This is a genomic window from Hymenobacter translucens (assembly GCF_020685205.1).
Classification (GTDB): domain Bacteria; phylum Bacteroidota; class Bacteroidia; order Cytophagales; family Hymenobacteraceae; genus Hymenobacter; species Hymenobacter translucens.
On the sequence record NZ_JAJERB010000007.1, the window covers coordinates 187,658 to 205,076 of the forward strand.

Sequence of the window (17,419 nt, forward strand, 5' to 3'; positions counted from 1 at the left end):
AGCCGGAGTTTAGATAAAATTCAGCAACATCCCTCACGGCCGGTTACCACTTTTTCCGGCCCACCTTTGTTACCCTATTTTAGAACAGTACGCTTTCGTTTGTTTCGTTTTGACCACTGCCACCTCCCCGGCCGGAGGCACCCTGGAAACGGTGCGCTACGGCGACCATGACATCGTCTACCGCCTGGTTTTCCGGCCCCGCCTGAGCCTGGGTTTGCAGGTCCGGGCCGACGGCTCGGTGCGCATCACGGCCCCGGCCGGCACCACCCGCAGCTGGGTGGCTGCCCAGGTGCTGCGCCGCGCCGACTGGATTCTCAAGCACCAGGCGGCCTTTCAGCGCCAGCAGCCCGAGCGGCCGCCGCTGCTGTTTGAAACCGGGGAGCAGCACCTGTTCGAGGGCAAGCTATACCCGCTGATGGTGGAGCAAGCCGCCCGCGCCCGGGTAGCGCTGCGGCAGGAGCAGCTGGTGCTGGCGTATCCGGCGCCCCACAGCCCGGAGAAAACCGCCCAGTTGCTAAGCGCCTGGTACGGGCAGCAGGCTCCGGCCATCTTCGCGGCGGCGCTGGACCGGGTATGGCCGCGCTTCGCCGAGTTTAATCTGCCCCGCCCTACCCTGCTGGCCCGCCGCATGCGCACCCGCTGGGGCAGCTGCACGGCCACAACCAACCGCATCCGCCTGAACATCGACCTGGTAAAGGCCCAGCCCGGCTGCCTCGACTACGTGCTGCTGCACGAGTGCTGCCACCTGCTGGTGCCCAACCACTCCAGCAAGTTCTACGACTTGCAAACCCGCCTCATGCCCGACTGGGAAGAGTGGAAAAAAAAGCTGACGGAGCAGGTGAAATAGCCCCCTCCGCCCATAAAAAAAGCCCCGGCGCCGCACTGGCACCGGGGCTTTTTGCTGTCAAAGCAAGACTAGTTTACCGAAGCACTGGCGTCGGCGGTGTCTTTCTTCTTGCGCTTCACTTTGATCTTCTTCACCTCGCCGGCGGGCAGCGGCAGGCCGTTGACCTGGGCCTGGGGACCCACGCCGGGGTTGGGGCCGTTGTTGACCACGGTCATCTCATCGACGATGTGCTTGGCGCCACCCAGCTTCTCGATGCACCAGAGCACGTAGCGGATGTCCACGTTGATGCAGCGCTTCAGCTCGGGGTCGTAGGCTAGGTCGCCGGTCATGGCTTCCCAGTTGCCATCGAAGGCGACGCCGATCAGCTCGCCTCGGCCGTTGATAACGGGGGAGCCGGAGTTACCGCCGGTGATGTCGTTATCGGTAATGAAGGCTACCGGCAGCTGCCCGTCCTTGCCGGCGTAGCGGCCAAAGTCCTTGGCCTTAATCAGCTGCAGTTCCTTGGTGGGCACCACAAACTCGGGGTTAGTGGGGTCTTCCTTTTCCACGATGCCCTGGGCGGTGGTTTTGTAGTCGAAGCTCACCGCGTCGCGGCCCTGGTAGGGACGCACCGTGCCGTAGCTGAGGCGGAGCGTAGAGTTGGCGTCCGGCGAGTACACCTTCTGGGTGTTCTTAGCCCGCAGCGCGGCCACGTACAGGCGGTTGGCCCGCGTTAGGCTGCTCTGGTAGGCCTGCATTTTGGGCAGGATGGTCTGGGTGTAGTTGTTGTACACCGACAGGTAGGTCTTAAACGCTGGGTCGGCCTCCAGCTTGGCCAGCGTGGGGTTGGCCAGAAAGGCATTCATCTTGGCTTCGGAGCCCACAAAGGAGTTGGCGTACACGTAGTCGGCGTACTTCGCCATCGAGCCGCCGTACTGCTTCTGCACGGTCTGGAACACGTCGGGCAGCTGCTCCTTGGGCACGTCCTGGGCGTAGAGCTGCATCAGGGCCGTGAACACCTTCTTGTCGGTCGAGAGGTTGTAGTCCTTATAGAAGTCAGCCAGTGGCTCCTTCAGATCGGCAATGGCCTTGTCCAGGGCCGTTTTCTCCACCTGCGGGGCCTTGAGCATGGTGTAAAGCGGCATCAGGCGCGAGGCCGTGGCAATGATTTCGGTGCCAAAGGCGGCTTCATTCACGTACTGGGAGCTCAGGTTGTACTCCCGGATGCCGGTGTAGGCCTGGGTGATGGCGGGCAGCGCGTCGCCGTACACCGGGGTGCGGGCCGGGTCGGCGGCAATCCACTGGGCCAGGGATGCCTCTTCGGCTTTCTTCTGATCCACCGTCTTCAGGCGCTTCATGCCTTCGTTCTGGCCGATAAAGTACTTCCAGTAGTTGGCAATGCTCGCGTACTTCGAGGCGTACTTCAGGCGGACGGTCGGGTCGGCGTCCGAGTCTTCTTTCCAGATCTTCAGACGGGTGTCGCGCAGCTTGATGCGGGCCGGGTTGCTTTGGTCGAGCGTGAGCTGCAGGCCGGCGGCGGGCAGGAAACGCTGGGTGCGGCCGGGGAAGCCGAACACCATGGCGAAGTCGCCTTCATTCACACCCTGCAGGCTGACGGGTAGGTGCTTCTTGGGATGGTAAGGCACGTTGCTGGCCGAGTAGCCGGCGGTGGGCTTGTTGTCCTTGGAGGCGTACACGCGGAACATCGAGAAGTCGCCGGTGTGGCGGGGCCACATCCAGTTGTCGGTGTCGCCACCGAACTTGCCTACCGCTTCGGGCGGGGCACCCACGAGACGCACGTCGCCGAAGCGCTGGTACACGAACAGGTAGTACTCGTTGCCGCCGAACATGTCGCGCACGTAGGCTACGTACTGCCCGTTTTCCTTGGCGGCCTCGGCCATTTCCTGCTGGCGCTTGCGGATGGTGGTCATGCGCTCCTGCTCAGGGGCCTGGGGCGTCACGCCTTCCAGCACCCTGGCCGTCACGTCTTCCATGCGCACCAGAATGTCGACAAACAAACCGGGGTTGGACTTCTCCTCGGCCGGGTTAGCGGCAAAGAAGCCGTTTTGCAAAATGTTGTTCTGCGGGGTGCTGTGGCTCTGCAGCGCATCGTAGCCGCAGTGGTGGTTGGTGAGCATCAGGCCCTGCCCGCTGACGAACTCGCCGGTGCAGAAGCCGCCCAGCTGCACAATGGCATCTTTGAGGGAGGCATTGTTGATGTCATAGATTTCCTCGGCGGTGAGCTTGAGGCCTTTCTTCTGCATGTCGGCGTGGTTGAGGCGCTTCACGAAGAGGGGCAGCCACATGCCTTCGTCGGCACGGGCCGCCAGGGGCAGGAGCATCACCAGCAGCAGGGCCTTGGCCCAGTTCTTTGGTAGCATGAGTAACTGAAATATGAGAATGGAGTGGGAATTCGGGGCATCCAGGCCCCGGCTTTGAAACAGCCAAAACTACGGAAAAGCTGTTCATTTGCGGGTACCTAGCCCCCACCCGCATGCGCTTTCTGTTCCGTCAACTTTTCCTGGGTTTGATCTGGGTGTACCGCCACCTGATTTCTCCGCTTACGCCGCCCAGCTGCCGGTTCCAGCCCACCTGCTCGGCTTACGCGGCCGAGGCGGTGCAGAAGCACGGGCCCTGGCGGGGCGGGCGGCTGGCCCTGCGCCGCATCAGCCGCTGTCATCCCTGGGGCGGCCACGGCTACGACCCCGTACCTTAAACCAACCCGGGCCCGTATAGCCAACTTCGCGCCTGGACCATTTGGGCCGGGCTTTTTTTCAGCTTACTCCATTTTTCTATGCGTTCTATTCTGATTGGCAGCACCCTGCTGGCTTTTATGCTTACCACCGGCTGCTCCGAAGCCCAAAGCGAGAAGGGCGGCAAAGGCGGCAAAAAAGACAAAGACAAAAAGGAAAGTCTTGAAGACCAGCTTACCGAAGCTGCCGTGCCCGGACTGCGCCGGATTGGCTCCCTAAGCGGGGGCGTATCCGAAAGCTCGGGGCTGGCCCGGGCCGAAACTGCCGGCACCTTCTACACCCACGCCGACGCGGGCAACGCGCCCGTGCTCTACAAGATTGACATGACCGGCCGCCTGCTTGAAAAGTCTACCCTGCCCTTTCCCAACACCGACTGGGAAGACCTGGCCCAGGACGACAAAGGCACGCTGTTCGTCATTGATGCCGGCAACAACAACAACACCCGCCGCGACTTGGCCATTTACCGCGTGACGCCCGGCTCCCAGGAAATCGGCAAGATCATCTTCGCGTACCCCGACCAGAAAGCATTTCCGCCCAGCAAGAAGCAGCGCAACTTCGACTGCGAAGCCGCTCTTTGGCACGGCGGCCGGATTTACCTGTTCACGAAAGACCGGGCCAACCACAGCACCAGCAAGGTGTACAGCCTATCCGACAAGGCCGGGGAGCAGCAGCCCCGCCTGCTGGCCAGCCTGACCATCCCCGGCGAGGTGACCGGGGCAGATGTCAGCTCCGATGGCCGCCGAATCGTGTTGCTGGCCCAGGAGGCGCTGTTTGTGCTGGAGGGCGGCAGTTTCGAAGCCGCTCTGAAAGCCGCGCCGCGCCGCGTTTCCCTGAAGGGCGCCGGCCAGACCGAAGGCATTGTGTTTCGCAAGGATGACAACAGTACGCTTTACATCAGTACCGAGCAGGGCACCCTGTACGAGTACAAGCTGTAGCCTTGCCTACTACCAAAAGAGCCCGTTCAGCTTACTGAACGGGCTCTTTTGGTTACGAAAAGTAGAGCAGGCAGCTTACGAAGCTACATCTTAACCCGTACGGATGACTTGCCGGCCTCTTCGGCGTTCAGGTCGCGGGGAGCGTAGCCGTAGGGGTTGTCGGGGTTCTTGCCGGCCCGCAGCAGCACCCACACGCCCACCAGAATCAGCGGCAGACTCAGCCACTGACCCATATTCAGGCTCATGCCCCGCTCAAAGGCCACCTGGTCTTCCTTGAGAAACTCCACCAGAAAGCGGAAACTGAACAGCAGCACGACAAACAGCCCGAACAGCTGCCCGCGCGGGGTGTGCTCTTTCTTACGGTTCCACATGGCGTAGAGCACTATGAGCAGGAACACGCAGAACAGCGCCTCGTAGATCTGGGTGGGGTGCCGGGGCACGGCCACCATCGGGGACGAGCCGGGCTCGGGCATCACCTGCAGAGCACCGGCCGGTAACGTTTCTCCGATGCCCACGGGCCGCAGATGCTCGGTGTCGCGCGGGAAAACAAACGCCCAGGGTACGTCGGTGGGCTTACCCACAATTTCGGAGTTCATCAGGTTGCCCATCCGGATCAGGGCCCCGCCGATGGCCACGACAATCACGATGCGGTCCAGCGTCCAGAGGTAATCAAACTTATTGTTGCGGCTGAACAGCCACACGGCCAGCAGGATGCCCAGCGTGGCGCCGTGGCTGGCAAGGCCGCCGTGCCAGATCTTGAAGATTTCCAGCGGATGGTCTTTGTACGAGGCCCAGTCGTAGAAAAACACGTGGCCGAGGCGGGCGCCGAGAATGGTGCCCACCAGCATGTACAGCGTAATCACATCCACCCAGCGCGGCGACACCCCTTCCGACTTGTAGATGTGCGACAGCACGAAGGTGCCCACCACGAAGCCCGACATGAACAGCAGGCCGTACCAGCGCAAGGTCAGGGGCCCGATTTCGGCAATGATGGGCGACACGTCCCAGGTGATAAAGGCAAGCATAGGTAGCGTTGTTACGAAAAGATGGAAAGAGCTCAAAGGTACTCAGACATTCAGCTTCCTGCTTTGCCTGCTGCCCCGCGGTATTGGCCCCGGCTCGGGAGCCCCTCCTGCGACGGCAGCCGGTCAGCGCGCGGGTAAAGCGGTGGGCGGCCCGCTCAGATACGGCTGGGGGCGGGTAGCAGCGGAGGGCACTACGGCCCCGTCGCCGCTTAGCAGCAGGATTATCCCCACCATGGCCGCATAGCTGGGCCACCGCAGCCAGGCAGGCAGGATTGGGCGCGCCTCCGCTGCCTCACCCACGAGCCGGGCCCGCACCCGGCTGTAAAAAAACGGCCGGGGCTGGACGTTCGACTGGGCGCGCCACTCCCGCAGCAGGCTTTCCCATTCCTCATCGGTATCGGGGCGAGGGGCTAGATCAGACATGACGCGGGGATGGAGTAAGAGAAGTGCGAAGCGTTTTGCGGGCCCGGAACAGCAGGGACTCTACCGCCGGCACGGTCGTATTGAGAACCGCTGCTATTTCCTCATAAGTCAGCTCCTGCTCGTAGCGCAAGGTAAAGGCCACCTGCTGCTGATCGGGTAGCCGGCCGATATGCGTAAGCAAAAGCTCGAGCTGCTGTTGTCCCTCAATTTTGGCCTGTGGGTGCGCATGGTCCGCCGGCTCGTGCAGCACCTGGTTGTCGAAGCCCAGCAGGCTGGTGAAATAGGCAAAGCGCTTCTGGGCCCGGGCGCGCTGCCGGTGCTTCAGGGCCCGGGAAGTAGCCAACCGGTAAAGCCAGGTGCTCAGCGCAGCATCGCCCCGAAACCGGTTAATCGTTTGATGAACTTCCACGAACACCTCCTGCGCGACATCTTCGGCCTCCTCCGGGGAGCGTAACAAGGCGAATACCGTGCGGTAGATACGGTTCTGATACCGCTCCACCAGCGTCCGGAACGCCGCCTCGCTGCCCTGCTGCAGCTGCCCCACCAGCTCGGCATCAGCGGAAGCAACAACCCCCGGCCCGGAAGGCCCGGAATCCTCAACGATCAATAGTGGAAGCGTATACACCAGCAAGGCGGAAGGATAGAAACGATGCCTGTTCAGCTCCCAGCTTCTGCTGCGACTACCGACATGGTGTTGGCTTAGGCCGCGTTAGTGCCGAAAACTTGCGGATGCCGGCACAAGTTTATCACAAGCACCTGTAGTGCAAGAGGTTAAATTCGCATAAGCCAGCAATTCACGGCTTTCCAGAACCCAGCTACCATCCACCGGACGCTACAGGGCGTTGAGTTCGGCCTGGTAGCCCCCGCTCAGGATGGGGAAGCGCAGCCAGGAACGGGGGTCCACGTTGTAGTCGTCAAGGTGAAAGGCCGGGGCGTACCGCTCCCGCTTCCACTGGTTGCGGGACCACAGGGTGTAAAACCGCTTCACGTAGGTTTTGAGCAGCTCCGGGTCGGTGCTCTTTTCTTCCTGGGTGATGGTTGCCAGCACCTGCCGGGGGCTGAGCCGGTCGTAGAAGGCCAGCCGCTCGATGCGGTTGAGCAGCACGTAGGGCATCAGGTCCCGCTCATCGGTCTGCTTTTCCTCCAGGGGCCGCAGCTCGGCGGTAGGCTGCAGGCCGTTCACCGGGGCCAGCCCTTCGTAGCCCAGCTCGGCCTGGGCCCAGCGCAGCCACTTCTTCACGAAGTCCTTGTCGACGCCCGCAATGGGCGAGATGCTGCCGGCCGTGTCGCCGTCCATGGTGCAGTAGCCCACCGAGGCTTCCGAGCGGTTGGAGGTCGTGATGAGCAGGCAGTTGAGCACGTTGGCCACCATCCAGATGCCGGGGGCGCGTACCCGGGCTTGAATGTTCTGCAGGGGCAGGTCGTCGGTTTCCCAGGTCAGGGGCCGGCCCAGGGCGTGCTCGATCTTGCCCACATAGCTTTTCACTTCCTCGTCGATGCCCCAGTTGAAGAACACCGCGCCCAGTGAGTCCGCCAGGGCTTTGGCCGAGTTGAAGGTATCGTCGGAGGAATTCACCGTGCCCTGGTACGCGCAGGTGAGCAGGCGGCGGGTGAGTTGCTGATTGACCGTCTGCTGTCCGCCCGTGGGCTCTTCGAGCGAGGCGTCTTTCGGGCCGGCGGCGGTGGGTTCAGGAGCCGGGGCCGAAAGCCGAAGGATTTCCTCTTCCGTAAAGCTGCCGGCGCGGCGCATAAACTCCTCGGCGCCCAGCTCGGCCACGCCCAGGCGCACCATCTCGGCCACGGCCACGGCGCACATGCAGGAGTCGGCGCCCCCGCTCAAACTGAGCACGAAGCCCTTGCTGCGGGCCTTGCGCAGGTAGTCGTAGAGGCCCAGGCTCAGCGCCTGGTTGAGCTCCCGGTACTCGTCGGGCTCGGGCAGCGGGGTGATTTCCGGCGCGCGCTCCAGCGGGGTGCTGAAGTCGACGTCGACAAATTCCATGTCCACTTCCTTGAAGCTCATCAGCTGATTGCGCAAGAGCAAATGGCCGTTGCGGGCCACCAGGATTTCGCCGTCGTAAATGATGCGGCCCGACTCGTTGCCGAGCAGATTGGCGTAGAGGTAGGTGCACTCGAAGTTTCGGGAGGCATTCAGGACCAGCTTGTAGCGCAAATCCGTCTTGCTCATGGCAAAGTGGCTGGCCGACGGATTTACAATCAGGTCGACCCGACCGCGCAGGCGGGCGGCGGGGCGCAAATCGTCGGTGCGCCAGGCATCCTCGCAGATTTCAAAGCCGAACCGTACGCCGTTGTGCTCGAAAACCATGTCGCCCAGCGGCCACTCCTCCCCTTTCCATTCCACCTTGCCTACCTGCCCGGCGGGCCAGGAGCTGAAGAAGCGGGGCTCGTAGTGCACGCCGTCGTTGGCCAGAAACTGCTTGGCGGCAAAGCCCAGGATCTGCCCGTCGCGCAGCACGGCCGCGGTGTTGTAGGTGATGCGGTTCTGCCGGATGGGAAGTCCTACTGCTACGCAGATGCCTTCGGTCCAGGGCCGGATCTGCTGCAGGTACTCCAAAGCGGCCTCCGGCAGCCAGTCAGTCAGAAACAGGTCTTCGCAGCCGTAGCCGGTCAGGCACAGCTCCGGGAGGCACAGCAGCTCCACCCCGGCTTCCCGGGCCTGCTCAATGGCCAGGCGGATGGTGCGCAGGTTGTGATGCCAGTCAAAAGGAATCTGGTTGAGGGCGGCGCCGGCTATTCGCATAAGTACAAGGTTTCAGGAATCAACTGCTTTTCGGGGCCGCAAGTTGTGGAAAACCATGAAAACCTCACTTTTCGCCGCTGCGGCCGGCGCAAGCTGCATCAAACAGCCCCTGTTGCGACCAAATAAGGCTCGGTCAAAAGCACGAAGTCCCACCAGTAGCTACTGGCAGGGCTTCGCAATAAATTCACAGCTTTCTTTTTCGAGGATAGAACCGTCACCGGCAAATGCTCGGCGGGCACCCGGCAGTGCAGAATCCGACGTGGACTTACACCCTCAGCGCCGTCAGGGCCCGCTCGGCGGCGAGCTGCTCCGCCTGCTTCTTGCTCAGGCCCATGCCGGTGGCAACAGCTTCTTCATCAATGAGCACGGTGGCCGAAAACTCCATTACCCCACCCGAGCGGGGCTCCCCGTTGATTTCGTAGCGCAACACTTTGCCCTGGCGCTGGGCCCACTCGATAAGCTTACTCTTAAAGTTGGTGGTAGTCTCGGTCAGCCCTTTTACGTCCACGAATGGCCGCACCAGGCGGCTGAGCACGAACTTGCGGGCCGCCTTGTAACCCTGGTCGAGGTACACGGCACCTACCAATGCCTCCAGGGCATTGCCGTTCACGGAGCGGGACCGCGCCGCCCGGCCCTGGGACGGGTCGAGCTGGATCAGCTGGTCGAGCCCGATCTTCAACGCCAGCTGGTTGAGGCTTTCCCGGTTCACGATGCGGGAGCGCAGCTCGGTCAGGAAGCCTTCCTGCTCGTAGGGAAACTTGCGAAACAGGTACTCGGCCACCACAGCGCCCAGGATGGCGTCGCCGAGGAACTCGAGCCGTTCGTTGCTTTGGTGCCGGCCGGCTTCGGCCTGCTGCCGCACCGCCGACGAATGGGTAAAGGCCAACTGATAAAGCCGCACGTTGTCAGGCGTGCGGCCTATCATGGTGGCGATGGCGCGTCGAAATTCCCGGTCCTGCCCCAGCAGCTGCCGGAAGAAGCCGAACAGCGGAAGCGGCTGACCCGGGCGAAACATTACTCGCGGAACTTGCGGAAAACGACCGACGTGTTGTGGCCGCCAAACCCGAAGGTGTTGCTCATGGCAATTTCCACGTCGCGCTTCTGGGCCGTGTTGAACGTGAAGTTCAGGCGGGCGTCCAGCTCGGGGTCGTCGGTGAAGTGGTTGATGGTGGGCGGCACGATGCCGTGCTGAATCGCCATAATGCTGGCTACGGCCTCAATACCGCCGGCGCCGCCCAGCAGGTGGCCCGTCATGCTCTTGGTAGAGCTGATGTTGAGGTTGTAGGCGTGCTCACCAAACACTTTCTGGATGGCTTTCACCTCGGCGCCGTCGCCCAGGGGCGTGCTGGTGCCGTGGGTGTTGATGTAGTCCACGTCCTGGGGGCCGATACCGGCATCCCGCAGCGCGTTTTCCATTACCAGCACCACGCCGTTGCCCTCGGGGTCGGGAGCCGTGATGTGGTAAGCGTCCGACGACATGCCGCCGCCGATGATTTCGGCGTAGATCTTGGCCCCGCGGGCCACGGCGTGCTCGTAGGCTTCGAGCACCAGGGCTCCGCCGCCTTCACCCAGCACAAAGCCGTCCCGGTCCTTGTCGTAAGGGCGGGAAGCCTGCTCAGGGGCGTCGTTGCGCTCACTCATGGCCTTGAGGGCGTTGAAGCCCCCCACGCCGGCTTCAGTGATAGCAGCTTCCGACCCGCCCGTCACCATGGCATCGGCCAGGTTGAGACGGATGTAGTTGAAGGCGGCCACAATCGAGTCCGACGACGAAGCGCAGGCCGAGGTGGTCACGAAGTTCGGACCCCGGAAGCGGTGCTTGATCGAGATGTTGCCCGACGAGGAGTCGGCAATCATCTTGGGAATGAAGAAGGGGTTGTAGCGGGGAGTACCGTCGCCCTTGGCGAAGTTGAAGCACTCTTCCTGGAAGGTTTTCAACCCTCCGATTCCCGAACCCCAGATAACGCCGACCCGGTCCCGATTGACGCCTTCATTCAGGCCCGCATCCAGAATGGCCTCATCGGCGGCAATCAGGGCGAACTGGGTGAAGGGGTCCATTTTACGGCCTTCCTTGCGGTCGAAGTAGTTATCGGGGGAGTAGCCCTTTACTTCGCAGGCAAAGTGGGTTTTGAACTTGCTGGCGTCGAAGCGCGTGATGGGCGCGGCTCCACTCACCCCGCGCGACAGCCCGTCCCAGAATGCGGGAACGGTGCTGCCGAGCGGGGTGATGGCGCCGAGGCCGGTCACGACAACCCTCCGAAAAGACATAGGCTAGCGGGAGAAGCGAAAGAAAATGACTGGACTCAAAAAGCGCTAAAATGCAAAACGGCCGGCGGCGGGCCGGCCGGTAAGCACTAACGCGGGGTATCGAAGTAAAGGTACCTTATTTGGCGTGCTCCTCGAGGTAGCTGACAGCCTGACCCACCGTTGCGATGTTCTCAGCCTGATCGTCCGGGATGGATACGTTGAATTCCTTTTCGAACTCCATGATCAGCTCAACGGTATCCAGCGAGTCAGCACCCAGGTCGTTGGTGAAGCTTGCCTCGGGGGTTACCTCCGACGCTTCTACGCCGAGTTTGTCGATGATGATGGCCTTTACTTTTTCTGCAATTTCAGACATTTCCGTGGGGGTTTAGAGAAAACTCGCCACAAATAACACTATCTTCCCTAACATTGTCAAACAAACCCCGGCTAATCTTCTGGGTACAAGATTATGGCTACCCCCGTTTCAAGTCGGTAGCGGTAGTCCTACTTTTGCCCCTGATTTACCTGGACGAGCCCTTATGAAAATGCTGACGCTGGACGTTGACTATGACTGCGACTTCGATTTGTTTGGCATCGTTTCCTCCAGCCGGGAACACCAGCTGGCCTGGAAGCTCAACCACGTTTTGCGCCTGCGCCTGATCAAGCAGCAGGACCTGATCTACGACCTGCTCACCCGTGGGCGGCTGGTAATCAGCAACTACCTGCACGCCACCGAGACGCTGACCCTGCGCCTGCTGCGCAACCGCTCGGTGGATCCGTCCCCGCTGAAGAAGCCGTTTCTGGCTCCCGACATCAAAGAGTACGACTACCTGATTCAGGTCAGCAACGGCAGCGGCAGCCTGGCCGCCGAGGAGCTTTTACAGCAGCTCACCGCCCTGCCCGAGGTTCAGTACGTATGCCAGTTCGACCCGAACTCGCTTAAATTCAAAGAAAATCTTCTCTTTTGAGAATTGTTCAGCCCGGCTCCAGCCGGGTCACCGCGTAGGTGCCCCACCCACTCACGTATTGTATTTTGTTTCACTTCTCGCCCGGCTGGAGCCGGACGCCAGCTGCTTATGGAATCTGCACCAACGTTCAATAAAACCAAGATTGTGGCCACGGTGGGCCCTGCCTCCAACACGTACGAAAAGCTCGCCGTGCTTATCCGCGAAGGCGTGGACGTGTTCCGTCTCAACTTCTCCCACGGCTCCTACGAAGATCATCTGGCCGTCATCAACACGGTGCGGCGCCTGAACAAGGACATGCGCACCTCCGTGGGCTTGCTGCAGGACCTGCAGGGCCCCAAGATCCGCCTCGGCGAGGTCGAGGGCGGGGGCGTCGAGATAAAGCGGGGCGACAAGATCAAGCTGGTGTGCGGCGAAAAGGAAATCAGCACCGCCACCCGCCTGAGCACCATCTACCTGGGCCTGGCCCGCGACGTGAAGCCCGGCGACATGATCCTCATCGACGACGGCAAGATTGAGCTGCGGGTGCTGGCCACCGACCGGGAAACCGAAGTGGATGTGGAAGTAATCTACGGTGGCCTCGTCAAGCCCCGCAAAGGCATTAACCTGCCCGACTCCGACGTGTCGGCCCCGTCCATGACCGAGAAGGACATCGAAGACCTGCAGTTCGGCCTCGACAACGGCGTAGACTGGGTGGCGCTGTCGTTTGCCCGCCGCGCCGAGGACATCCGCTTTATCAAGCAGCTGATAACCGAAAGCGGCAAGATGGCCCGCGTCATCGCCAAGATTGAGACGCCCGAGTCCCTGAAGAACATCGACGAAATCATTGCCATTACCGATGCCGTCATGGTGGCCCGGGGCGACCTGGGCGTAGAGGTAAAGATGGAAGAGGTGCCGATGGCCCAGAAGATGATTATCGAGAAGTGCAACAAGGCCGGCAAGCCCGTCATTGTTGCCACCCAGATGATGGAGAGCATGATTACCGCTCCCCGCCCCACCCGGGCCGAAACCTCCGACGTAGCCAACGCCGTGCTCGACGGGGCCGACGCCGTGATGCTGTCGGCTGAAACTGCTGTGGGCGCGTACCCGGCCGAAGTGATCCGCTCCATGGTCGGTACCATTCTGAGCGTGGAAACCCGGAGCCCCAGCCTGTTTCACCACTGGTTCCCCATCGACCCCACCGCGCCGACGTTCATGGTCGACAGCGTGCTGTCGGCGGCCTGCCATCTGGCCAAGAACACGGGGGCCAAGGCCATTACCGGCATGACGCACCGGGGCTACACCGCCTTTCAGATTGCCAAGTACCGCCCCAAGGCCAACATCTTCATCTTTACTGACAACCGGCCGCTGCTGACGGCGCTGAGCCTGATCTGGGGCGTGCGCGGCTTCTACTACGACCGGCTCGTCAGCACCGACAACACCGTGTCGGACATCAAGTACGTGCTGACCACCACCGGCCACCTGCAGAAGGGCGACGTGTTCATCAACACCGCCTCCATGCCGATTCAGGACAAGGGCCTGGCGAACATGGTGAAGGTGAGCGTGGCGTAGGGTGAGCGGCAAGCTGTAAGCTTCAAGCCGCAAGCTTTTTCTGACGACTAAGCAAAAGGCCCTCCTGAAGATCCAGGAGGGCCTTTTCTAGTATGAATGCAAGTCGGTTTACTGCTGGTGCTGAAGGCGCAGGCGCTGCGTCACCTCCCCGGCGGCCTGCACTTCCACCACGTAGCTGCCGGCGGCCAGGCTCTGCAGCTGCAGCACCGTGCTGGCCTGGCCGGCCATCAGCTGCTGGGTAACGGCTACCCGGCCGAGCCCATCGAGCAGACGGATGGTGGTGACGGTACGGGCGGGCTCCGGCAGCATCAACGTAGCCGTGGCGGCAGCCGGGTTTGGATACAGCTGGAAACGGGCAGCAAGGGCAGCCTTGGTTGGCAGCAGACCGAAGCCAGTGCGGCTGCCGCAGGTCTGTACGGTGCCATTGACGGTCCGACGCGAGTAAGTCAGGCGGTGCTCATACTGCGCCACCGGCCCTACCCCTTCTGCAACCAACTGCCCCCAAGCCAGCGCATCAATGCCAGGCGCATAGTTCTGGGGAGTACCGCTGCTGGCATACAGCATTTCCTGCCATAGCGCGGCTGGCCCGCCACATGCACGTCCGGGCCGTGCTGGCACAACAGGATGGCCCATCATAAGGCTGTTCAGACCAGAAAGGCGCATCTTGTATTCGTACGTCAGCAAGTCGGTATTGACCGGCAGCATCGGGGCGCCGCCAAAACCGGCGCCGGCCCAACGGCCGGTTTTCCGGGATGCCGCCACCCGTACCACGCTCACCGGTGAAATCGTGGTGCTGCTGCCCCCACAGCCCGGGGCACCGCTGGTTACCATCCGGCTTTGCTGCTGCAGCATGTATACCACGCTGTCCGCCGTTACCTGCCGGGACAGGACGTGCCGAAGCAGCCAGCCCTGATAGCAGGCAAACGGATTCTGCATAATGGGCTCCTGGTAGTAGCCCAGTTCGTCGCCCACCTGCAGGTCCAGCAGCATCAGCGGGTTGTAATAGCTCTGCCCGGCCGGCGACGGGCGGCGGGCCAGGCTTAGCATGCGGGGATTCGACGACAGCTGCAGTGAGGCCGGGGCCGACACCAGGCCGTTGTTTTTGCTGAGGATTATGTTGGTGGCGTTATTTATCTGGAAGGTGACGATAGAGTCCATGACCCCGTCAATAAGCATCGTGCCGCGGGAAAGCAGGCCGGTGGGCACCGCCACGTCGGTGTTGACGCTCATCCAGGCGCTGCCCACTGAGGCAAAGGGCTTCAGCACCAGAACGCGGTCGAGGTTGAAGCCCGTGGAAGGGCCGCCGTCCCAGTGCAGCGAATAGGTGCGCTGGGCTACGTTGTAGCGCATCACCCGGCCAAACTGGTTGTTGACGGACTTGCGCCATTGGAAGCTGCCCTGGCGCCGCATGATCCGGTTAAAGAAATAAACTGAATCGGCTCCGATGACGGCGGCCGAATCCAGGCGCAGGGTCAGGACGGTGTCGGCGGAGACGCCGCGGAACGCGTGCACGTCGCCGTTGGGGCGGAAGGGCCGCCAGTTCTGGGCCTGGGCTGACACTCCCAACAGGCAGGCACAAACGATAAGGAAAGGGTACAGATGCTTCATAGGTAAAGAGTTAAGGATAGAGCAGCCAAGGTAGAAATAAATGCATACGCTGCCACCGCAACGCAACAAGGCCCCGCACTTGCGCGCGGGGCCTTGTTTATACAAGAGCAGAGAAAGTCGTTGGCTGCTTAGGCGGCCAGCGAGTTCACGAACTTGGTCAGCTTCGACTTGTTGTTGGCTGCCTTGTTCTTGTGAATGATGTTCTTCTTGGCCAGACGGTCCAGCATCGAAGTTACCTTCAGCAGTTGGGTCTGGGCTTCGGTGGCGTCGGTGAGGGCACGCAGCTTTTTGATAGCGGTGCGGGTAGACTTAGCCTGGTAACGGTTCAGCACGCGCTTGGCTTCGTTGGAACGGATGCGCTTAAGGGCTGACTTATGATTCGCCATGAGGAGGAAATAGTGACGTTCTGCTCGGTTTCAATTCAGTTGGGGTGGCAAAGGTAAGGCTTTGATTTGAAATAGCAAATAGGGAACGGCAACTAGAATGGAAGTAATGCGGTTGAGAGGGTTATAGTATGCATGCCGAGTTCCGCTTACCTTTAACCGTCCGTCAAATTACGTATCCGCTGATTGGTTATGCCCCTCGTTTCTCATTCCAGCTACCAGCCGCCTTTCTATTTATTTAACGGCCACCTCCAGACCATTGTCCCGAGCGTGCTACGCTCAGTACCGGAAGTGCGCTACCAGCGGGAGCGGGTCGAGACGCCCGACGGCGACTTCCTGGACCTGGACTGGTCGCGGCAAACCGGACGGACTGCCGATACGCTTGCCATCGTGTCGCACGGGCTGGAGGGCGACGCCAGCCGGCCCTACATGCGGGGCATGGTGCGCGCCCTGAACGATGCCGGCTTCGATGCCTTGGCCTGGAACTACCGCAGCTGCAGCGGGGAAATGAACCGCTTGCTCCGCTCCTACCACCTCGGCGACACCGACGACCTGGATTTTGTCGTGCGCTATGCCCTGGCGACCGGCCGCTACCGCCGCGTGTTCCTGACCGGCTTCAGCGCCGGCGGCAACGTGACGCTGAAGTACCTGGGCGAAAATCCCGACCGGGTGCCGGCAGAAGTCCAGCGGGCCGTGGTTTTCTCGGTGCCGACCGACCTGAAAGCCGGCTCCATGAAGATCGCCCAGCCCCAGAACCGGGTGTACCTGAAACGGTTTCTGAAGTCGCTGCGGACGAAGATGCGGCAGAAGGCGGAACTGCTGCCGGGGCAGGTCGATCTTACCGACCTCGACCAGCTGCGCGACTTTCCGCAGTTCGACGAGCGGTTTACGGCCCCTATGCACGGCTTCCGCTCAGCCGACGACTATTACGAGCACGCCAGTTCGGGCCGCTACCTGAGTCAGATCCGGATTCCAACCCTGCTCGTCAACGCCGAGAATGACCCGTTTCTGGCGCCCAGCTGCTTTCCGCGCGACACGGCCGCGCAAAGCCAGTATGTTTTCCTGGAAACGCCGCCCCAAGGCGGGCACGTGGGCTTCCCCGAAGGCAGCCCCGATGGCAAGTACTACTCCGAGCGCCGGGCCGTGGAGTTCCTGACGGCGGCGGTCCCGGCCTAGCCGGGTAAGAACGCCCTGCGTGGTATCCGGGGCTGCTTACCGGCCGCTACGACCTCGTGGCCGGCACGCAGACGACTTTCTTGGTTTCGAAGAACTCCTCGTCGAAGTAAGTGCTCAAGTCGAACAGCTGGGCTTGCAGGCCGGATTCGGCAATTTCTTCGGTAAGGTCGCCGCCCTTGAGGTAGTACAGGCCACTACTGGGATAGGAGCCGGGCTTGTAGCGGTGGGATATCCAGGTGTGGAAGGTGGCCAGACGGGCCACAGCGCGGCTTACGATGAAATCGTAGCGGGTGCTGAGCTGCTCGGCCCGGGTTTGCTCGGCTGTTACGTTGTGCAGCCCGATAGTCCGGGCCATATCGCGCACCGCGCTGATTTTCTTGCCGATGCTGTCGACGAGGTGAAAGCGGGCCTCGGGGAACAGGATAGCCAGGGGCAGGCCGGGCAGGCCCCCGCCGGTACCCACGTCGAGTACGGCGGCGCCGGCGGGGAAGCGCACTACTTTGGCAATGCCCAGGGAATGCAGGAAGTGGCGCTCGGCCAGGTTTTCCACGTCGGGGCGGGCCACCAGGTTGAGACGCTCATTCCAGAGGCGAAATTCCTGCTCCAGCTGCCGGAACTGCTGGCGCTGCAACTCGGTGAGGTCAGGGAAATAGCGAAACAGGATATCCATCGGGCCAAAGGTACGCAGGCGGGCCCGTAGCGCAGGCTACGGGTCCGCGTAGTTGCGTGTTCTGGCCTGCTGCCACGACGCGCGGCCACGGACCACAGAAGTAGC

At 61.8% G+C, this 17,419-nt stretch carries 17 protein-coding genes; 6 read left to right on the forward strand and 11 right to left on the reverse strand.

The window, feature by feature from the left end:
* Nucleotides 1-109: 109 nt before the first annotated feature.
* Nucleotides 110-847 carry a M48 family metallopeptidase gene (locus tag LJY25_RS16040; protein WP_227609373.1) on the forward strand — a complete coding sequence of 246 codons (738 nt, stop codon included), beginning with the start codon at nucleotides 110-112 and terminating at the stop codon, nucleotides 845-847.
* Between the two features lie 68 nt (nucleotides 848-915).
* On the opposite strand, the gene LJY25_RS16045 is transcribed toward LJY25_RS16040, so the two are convergent.
* Nucleotides 916-3,207 carry a S46 family peptidase gene (locus tag LJY25_RS16045; RefSeq protein WP_227609374.1) on the reverse strand — a complete coding sequence of 764 codons (2,292 nt, stop codon included), beginning with the start codon at nucleotides 3,205-3,207 and terminating at the stop codon, nucleotides 916-918.
* A 113-nt stretch (nucleotides 3,208-3,320) separates the two neighbouring features.
* Between LJY25_RS16045 and yidD the strand changes: the two genes are divergently transcribed.
* Nucleotides 3,321-3,542, forward strand: a complete 222-nt coding sequence (yidD, locus tag LJY25_RS16050; protein WP_227609375.1) for a membrane protein insertion efficiency factor YidD — start codon at nucleotides 3,321-3,323, stop codon at nucleotides 3,540-3,542.
* A gap of 78 nt (nucleotides 3,543-3,620) precedes the next feature.
* Nucleotides 3,621-4,514, forward strand: coding sequence for an SdiA-regulated/phytase-like domain-containing protein (locus tag LJY25_RS16055; protein ID WP_227609376.1), 894 nt, complete (start codon nucleotides 3,621-3,623; stop codon nucleotides 4,512-4,514).
* An 83-nt stretch (nucleotides 4,515-4,597) separates the two neighbouring features.
* On the opposite strand, the gene lgt is transcribed toward LJY25_RS16055, so the two are convergent.
* From lgt to LJY25_RS16090, 7 genes are all read right to left on the reverse strand, one after another.
* On the reverse strand, nucleotides 4,598-5,539 hold the full coding sequence (gene lgt / locus LJY25_RS16060) for a prolipoprotein diacylglyceryl transferase (RefSeq protein ID WP_227609377.1): 942 nt from the start codon (nucleotides 5,537-5,539) through the stop codon (nucleotides 4,598-4,600).
* 123 nt (nucleotides 5,540-5,662) lie between these two features.
* Nucleotides 5,663-5,962, reverse strand: a complete 300-nt coding sequence (locus LJY25_RS16065; RefSeq protein WP_227609378.1) for a hypothetical protein — start codon at nucleotides 5,960-5,962, stop codon at nucleotides 5,663-5,665.
* Nucleotides 5,955-6,569 (reverse strand): RNA polymerase sigma factor, encoded by a 615-nt coding sequence (locus tag LJY25_RS16070; RefSeq protein ID WP_227609379.1) that lies wholly within the window; start codon nucleotides 6,567-6,569, stop codon nucleotides 5,955-5,957. Before LJY25_RS16070 ends, LJY25_RS16065 begins: the two co-directional genes overlap by 8 nt.
* Nucleotides 6,570-6,794: 225 nt before the next feature.
* Nucleotides 6,795-8,720: an NAD(+) synthase gene (gene nadE / locus LJY25_RS16075; RefSeq protein WP_227609380.1), complete on the reverse strand. Its 1,926-nt coding sequence runs from the start codon at nucleotides 8,718-8,720 to the stop codon at nucleotides 6,795-6,797.
* Between the two features lie 265 nt (nucleotides 8,721-8,985).
* A complete protein-coding gene (gene rnc, locus LJY25_RS16080; protein WP_227609381.1) occupies nucleotides 8,986-9,735 on the reverse strand; it encodes a ribonuclease III in 750 nt (249 codons plus the stop codon).
* Nucleotides 9,735-10,985 carry a beta-ketoacyl-ACP synthase II gene (gene fabF, locus LJY25_RS16085; protein ID WP_227609382.1) on the reverse strand — a complete coding sequence of 417 codons (1,251 nt, stop codon included), beginning with the start codon at nucleotides 10,983-10,985 and terminating at the stop codon, nucleotides 9,735-9,737. The genes rnc and fabF overlap by 1 nt, the downstream gene beginning before the upstream one ends.
* 115 nt (nucleotides 10,986-11,100) lie before the next feature.
* Complete coding sequence (locus tag LJY25_RS16090) at nucleotides 11,101-11,337, reverse strand: acyl carrier protein (RefSeq protein ID WP_100334675.1); 237 nt, start codon at nucleotides 11,335-11,337, stop codon at nucleotides 11,101-11,103.
* 163 nt (nucleotides 11,338-11,500) lie between these two features.
* Between LJY25_RS16090 and LJY25_RS16095 the strand changes: the two genes are divergently transcribed.
* A complete protein-coding gene (locus tag LJY25_RS16095; RefSeq protein WP_227609383.1) occupies nucleotides 11,501-11,929 on the forward strand; it encodes an IPExxxVDY family protein in 429 nt (142 codons plus the stop codon).
* 108 nt (nucleotides 11,930-12,037) lie between these two features.
* Complete coding sequence (gene pyk, locus LJY25_RS16100; protein ID WP_227609384.1) at nucleotides 12,038-13,477, forward strand: pyruvate kinase; 1,440 nt, start codon at nucleotides 12,038-12,040, stop codon at nucleotides 13,475-13,477.
* A gap of 108 nt (nucleotides 13,478-13,585) precedes the next feature.
* Here pyk and LJY25_RS16105 read toward each other — a convergent pair whose 3' ends face one another.
* On the reverse strand, nucleotides 13,586-15,085 hold the full coding sequence (locus LJY25_RS16105; protein WP_227609385.1) for a T9SS type A sorting domain-containing protein: 1,500 nt from the start codon (nucleotides 15,083-15,085) through the stop codon (nucleotides 13,586-13,588).
* A 128-nt stretch (nucleotides 15,086-15,213) separates the two neighbouring features.
* Entirely contained in the window at nucleotides 15,214-15,471 is a 258-nt protein-coding gene (rpsT, locus tag LJY25_RS16110) for a 30S ribosomal protein S20 (protein ID WP_227609386.1), read from the reverse strand.
* Nucleotides 15,472-15,660: 189 nt separating this feature from the next.
* On the opposite strand from rpsT, the gene LJY25_RS16115 reads away from it, so the two are divergent.
* A complete protein-coding gene (locus tag LJY25_RS16115) occupies nucleotides 15,661-16,644 on the forward strand; it encodes a YheT family hydrolase (RefSeq protein ID WP_227609387.1) in 984 nt (327 codons plus the stop codon).
* A 46-nt stretch (nucleotides 16,645-16,690) separates the two neighbouring features.
* Here LJY25_RS16115 and rsmG read toward each other — a convergent pair whose 3' ends face one another.
* Nucleotides 16,691-17,314, reverse strand: a complete 624-nt coding sequence (gene rsmG / locus LJY25_RS16120; protein WP_227609388.1) for a 16S rRNA (guanine(527)-N(7))-methyltransferase RsmG — start codon at nucleotides 17,312-17,314, stop codon at nucleotides 16,691-16,693.
* Between the last annotated feature and the right edge of the window lie 105 nt (nucleotides 17,315-17,419).

Bases quoted from the DNA above. Each gene is read 5' to 3' on its own strand.
- LJY25_RS16045 (WP_227609374.1), bottom strand. From the start codon at position 3,207: ATGCTACCAAAGAACTGGGCCAAGGCCCTGCTGCTGGTGATGCTCCTG.
- yidD (WP_227609375.1), top strand. From the start codon at position 3,321: ATGCGCTTTCTGTTCCGTCAACTTTTCCTGGGTTTGATCTGGGTGTAC.
- LJY25_RS16055 (WP_227609376.1), top strand. From the start codon at position 3,621: ATGCGTTCTATTCTGATTGGCAGCACCCTGCTGGCTTTTATGCTTACC.
- lgt (WP_227609377.1), bottom strand. From the start codon at position 5,539: ATGCTTGCCTTTATCACCTGGGACGTGTCGCCCATCATTGCCGAAATC.
- LJY25_RS16065 (WP_227609378.1), bottom strand. From the start codon at position 5,962: ATGTCTGATCTAGCCCCTCGCCCCGATACCGATGAGGAATGGGAAAGC.
- nadE (WP_227609380.1), bottom strand. From the start codon at position 8,720: ATGCGAATAGCCGGCGCCGCCCTCAACCAGATTCCTTTTGACTGGCAT.
- rnc (WP_227609381.1), bottom strand. From the start codon at position 9,735: ATGTTTCGCCCGGGTCAGCCGCTTCCGCTGTTCGGCTTCTTCCGGCAG.
- fabF (WP_227609382.1), bottom strand. From the start codon at position 10,985: ATGTCTTTTCGGAGGGTTGTCGTGACCGGCCTCGGCGCCATCACCCCG.
- LJY25_RS16090 (WP_100334675.1), bottom strand. From the start codon at position 11,337: ATGTCTGAAATTGCAGAAAAAGTAAAGGCCATCATCATCGACAAACTC.
- LJY25_RS16095 (WP_227609383.1), top strand. From the start codon at position 11,501: ATGAAAATGCTGACGCTGGACGTTGACTATGACTGCGACTTCGATTTG.
- pyk (WP_227609384.1), top strand. From the start codon at position 12,038: ATGGAATCTGCACCAACGTTCAATAAAACCAAGATTGTGGCCACGGTG.
- LJY25_RS16105 (WP_227609385.1), bottom strand. From the start codon at position 15,085: ATGAAGCATCTGTACCCTTTCCTTATCGTTTGTGCCTGCCTGTTGGGA.
- rpsT (WP_227609386.1), bottom strand. From the start codon at position 15,471: ATGGCGAATCATAAGTCAGCCCTTAAGCGCATCCGTTCCAACGAAGCC.
- LJY25_RS16115 (WP_227609387.1), top strand. From the start codon at position 15,661: ATGCCCCTCGTTTCTCATTCCAGCTACCAGCCGCCTTTCTATTTATTT.
- rsmG (WP_227609388.1), bottom strand. From the start codon at position 17,314: ATGGATATCCTGTTTCGCTATTTCCCTGACCTCACCGAGTTGCAGCGC.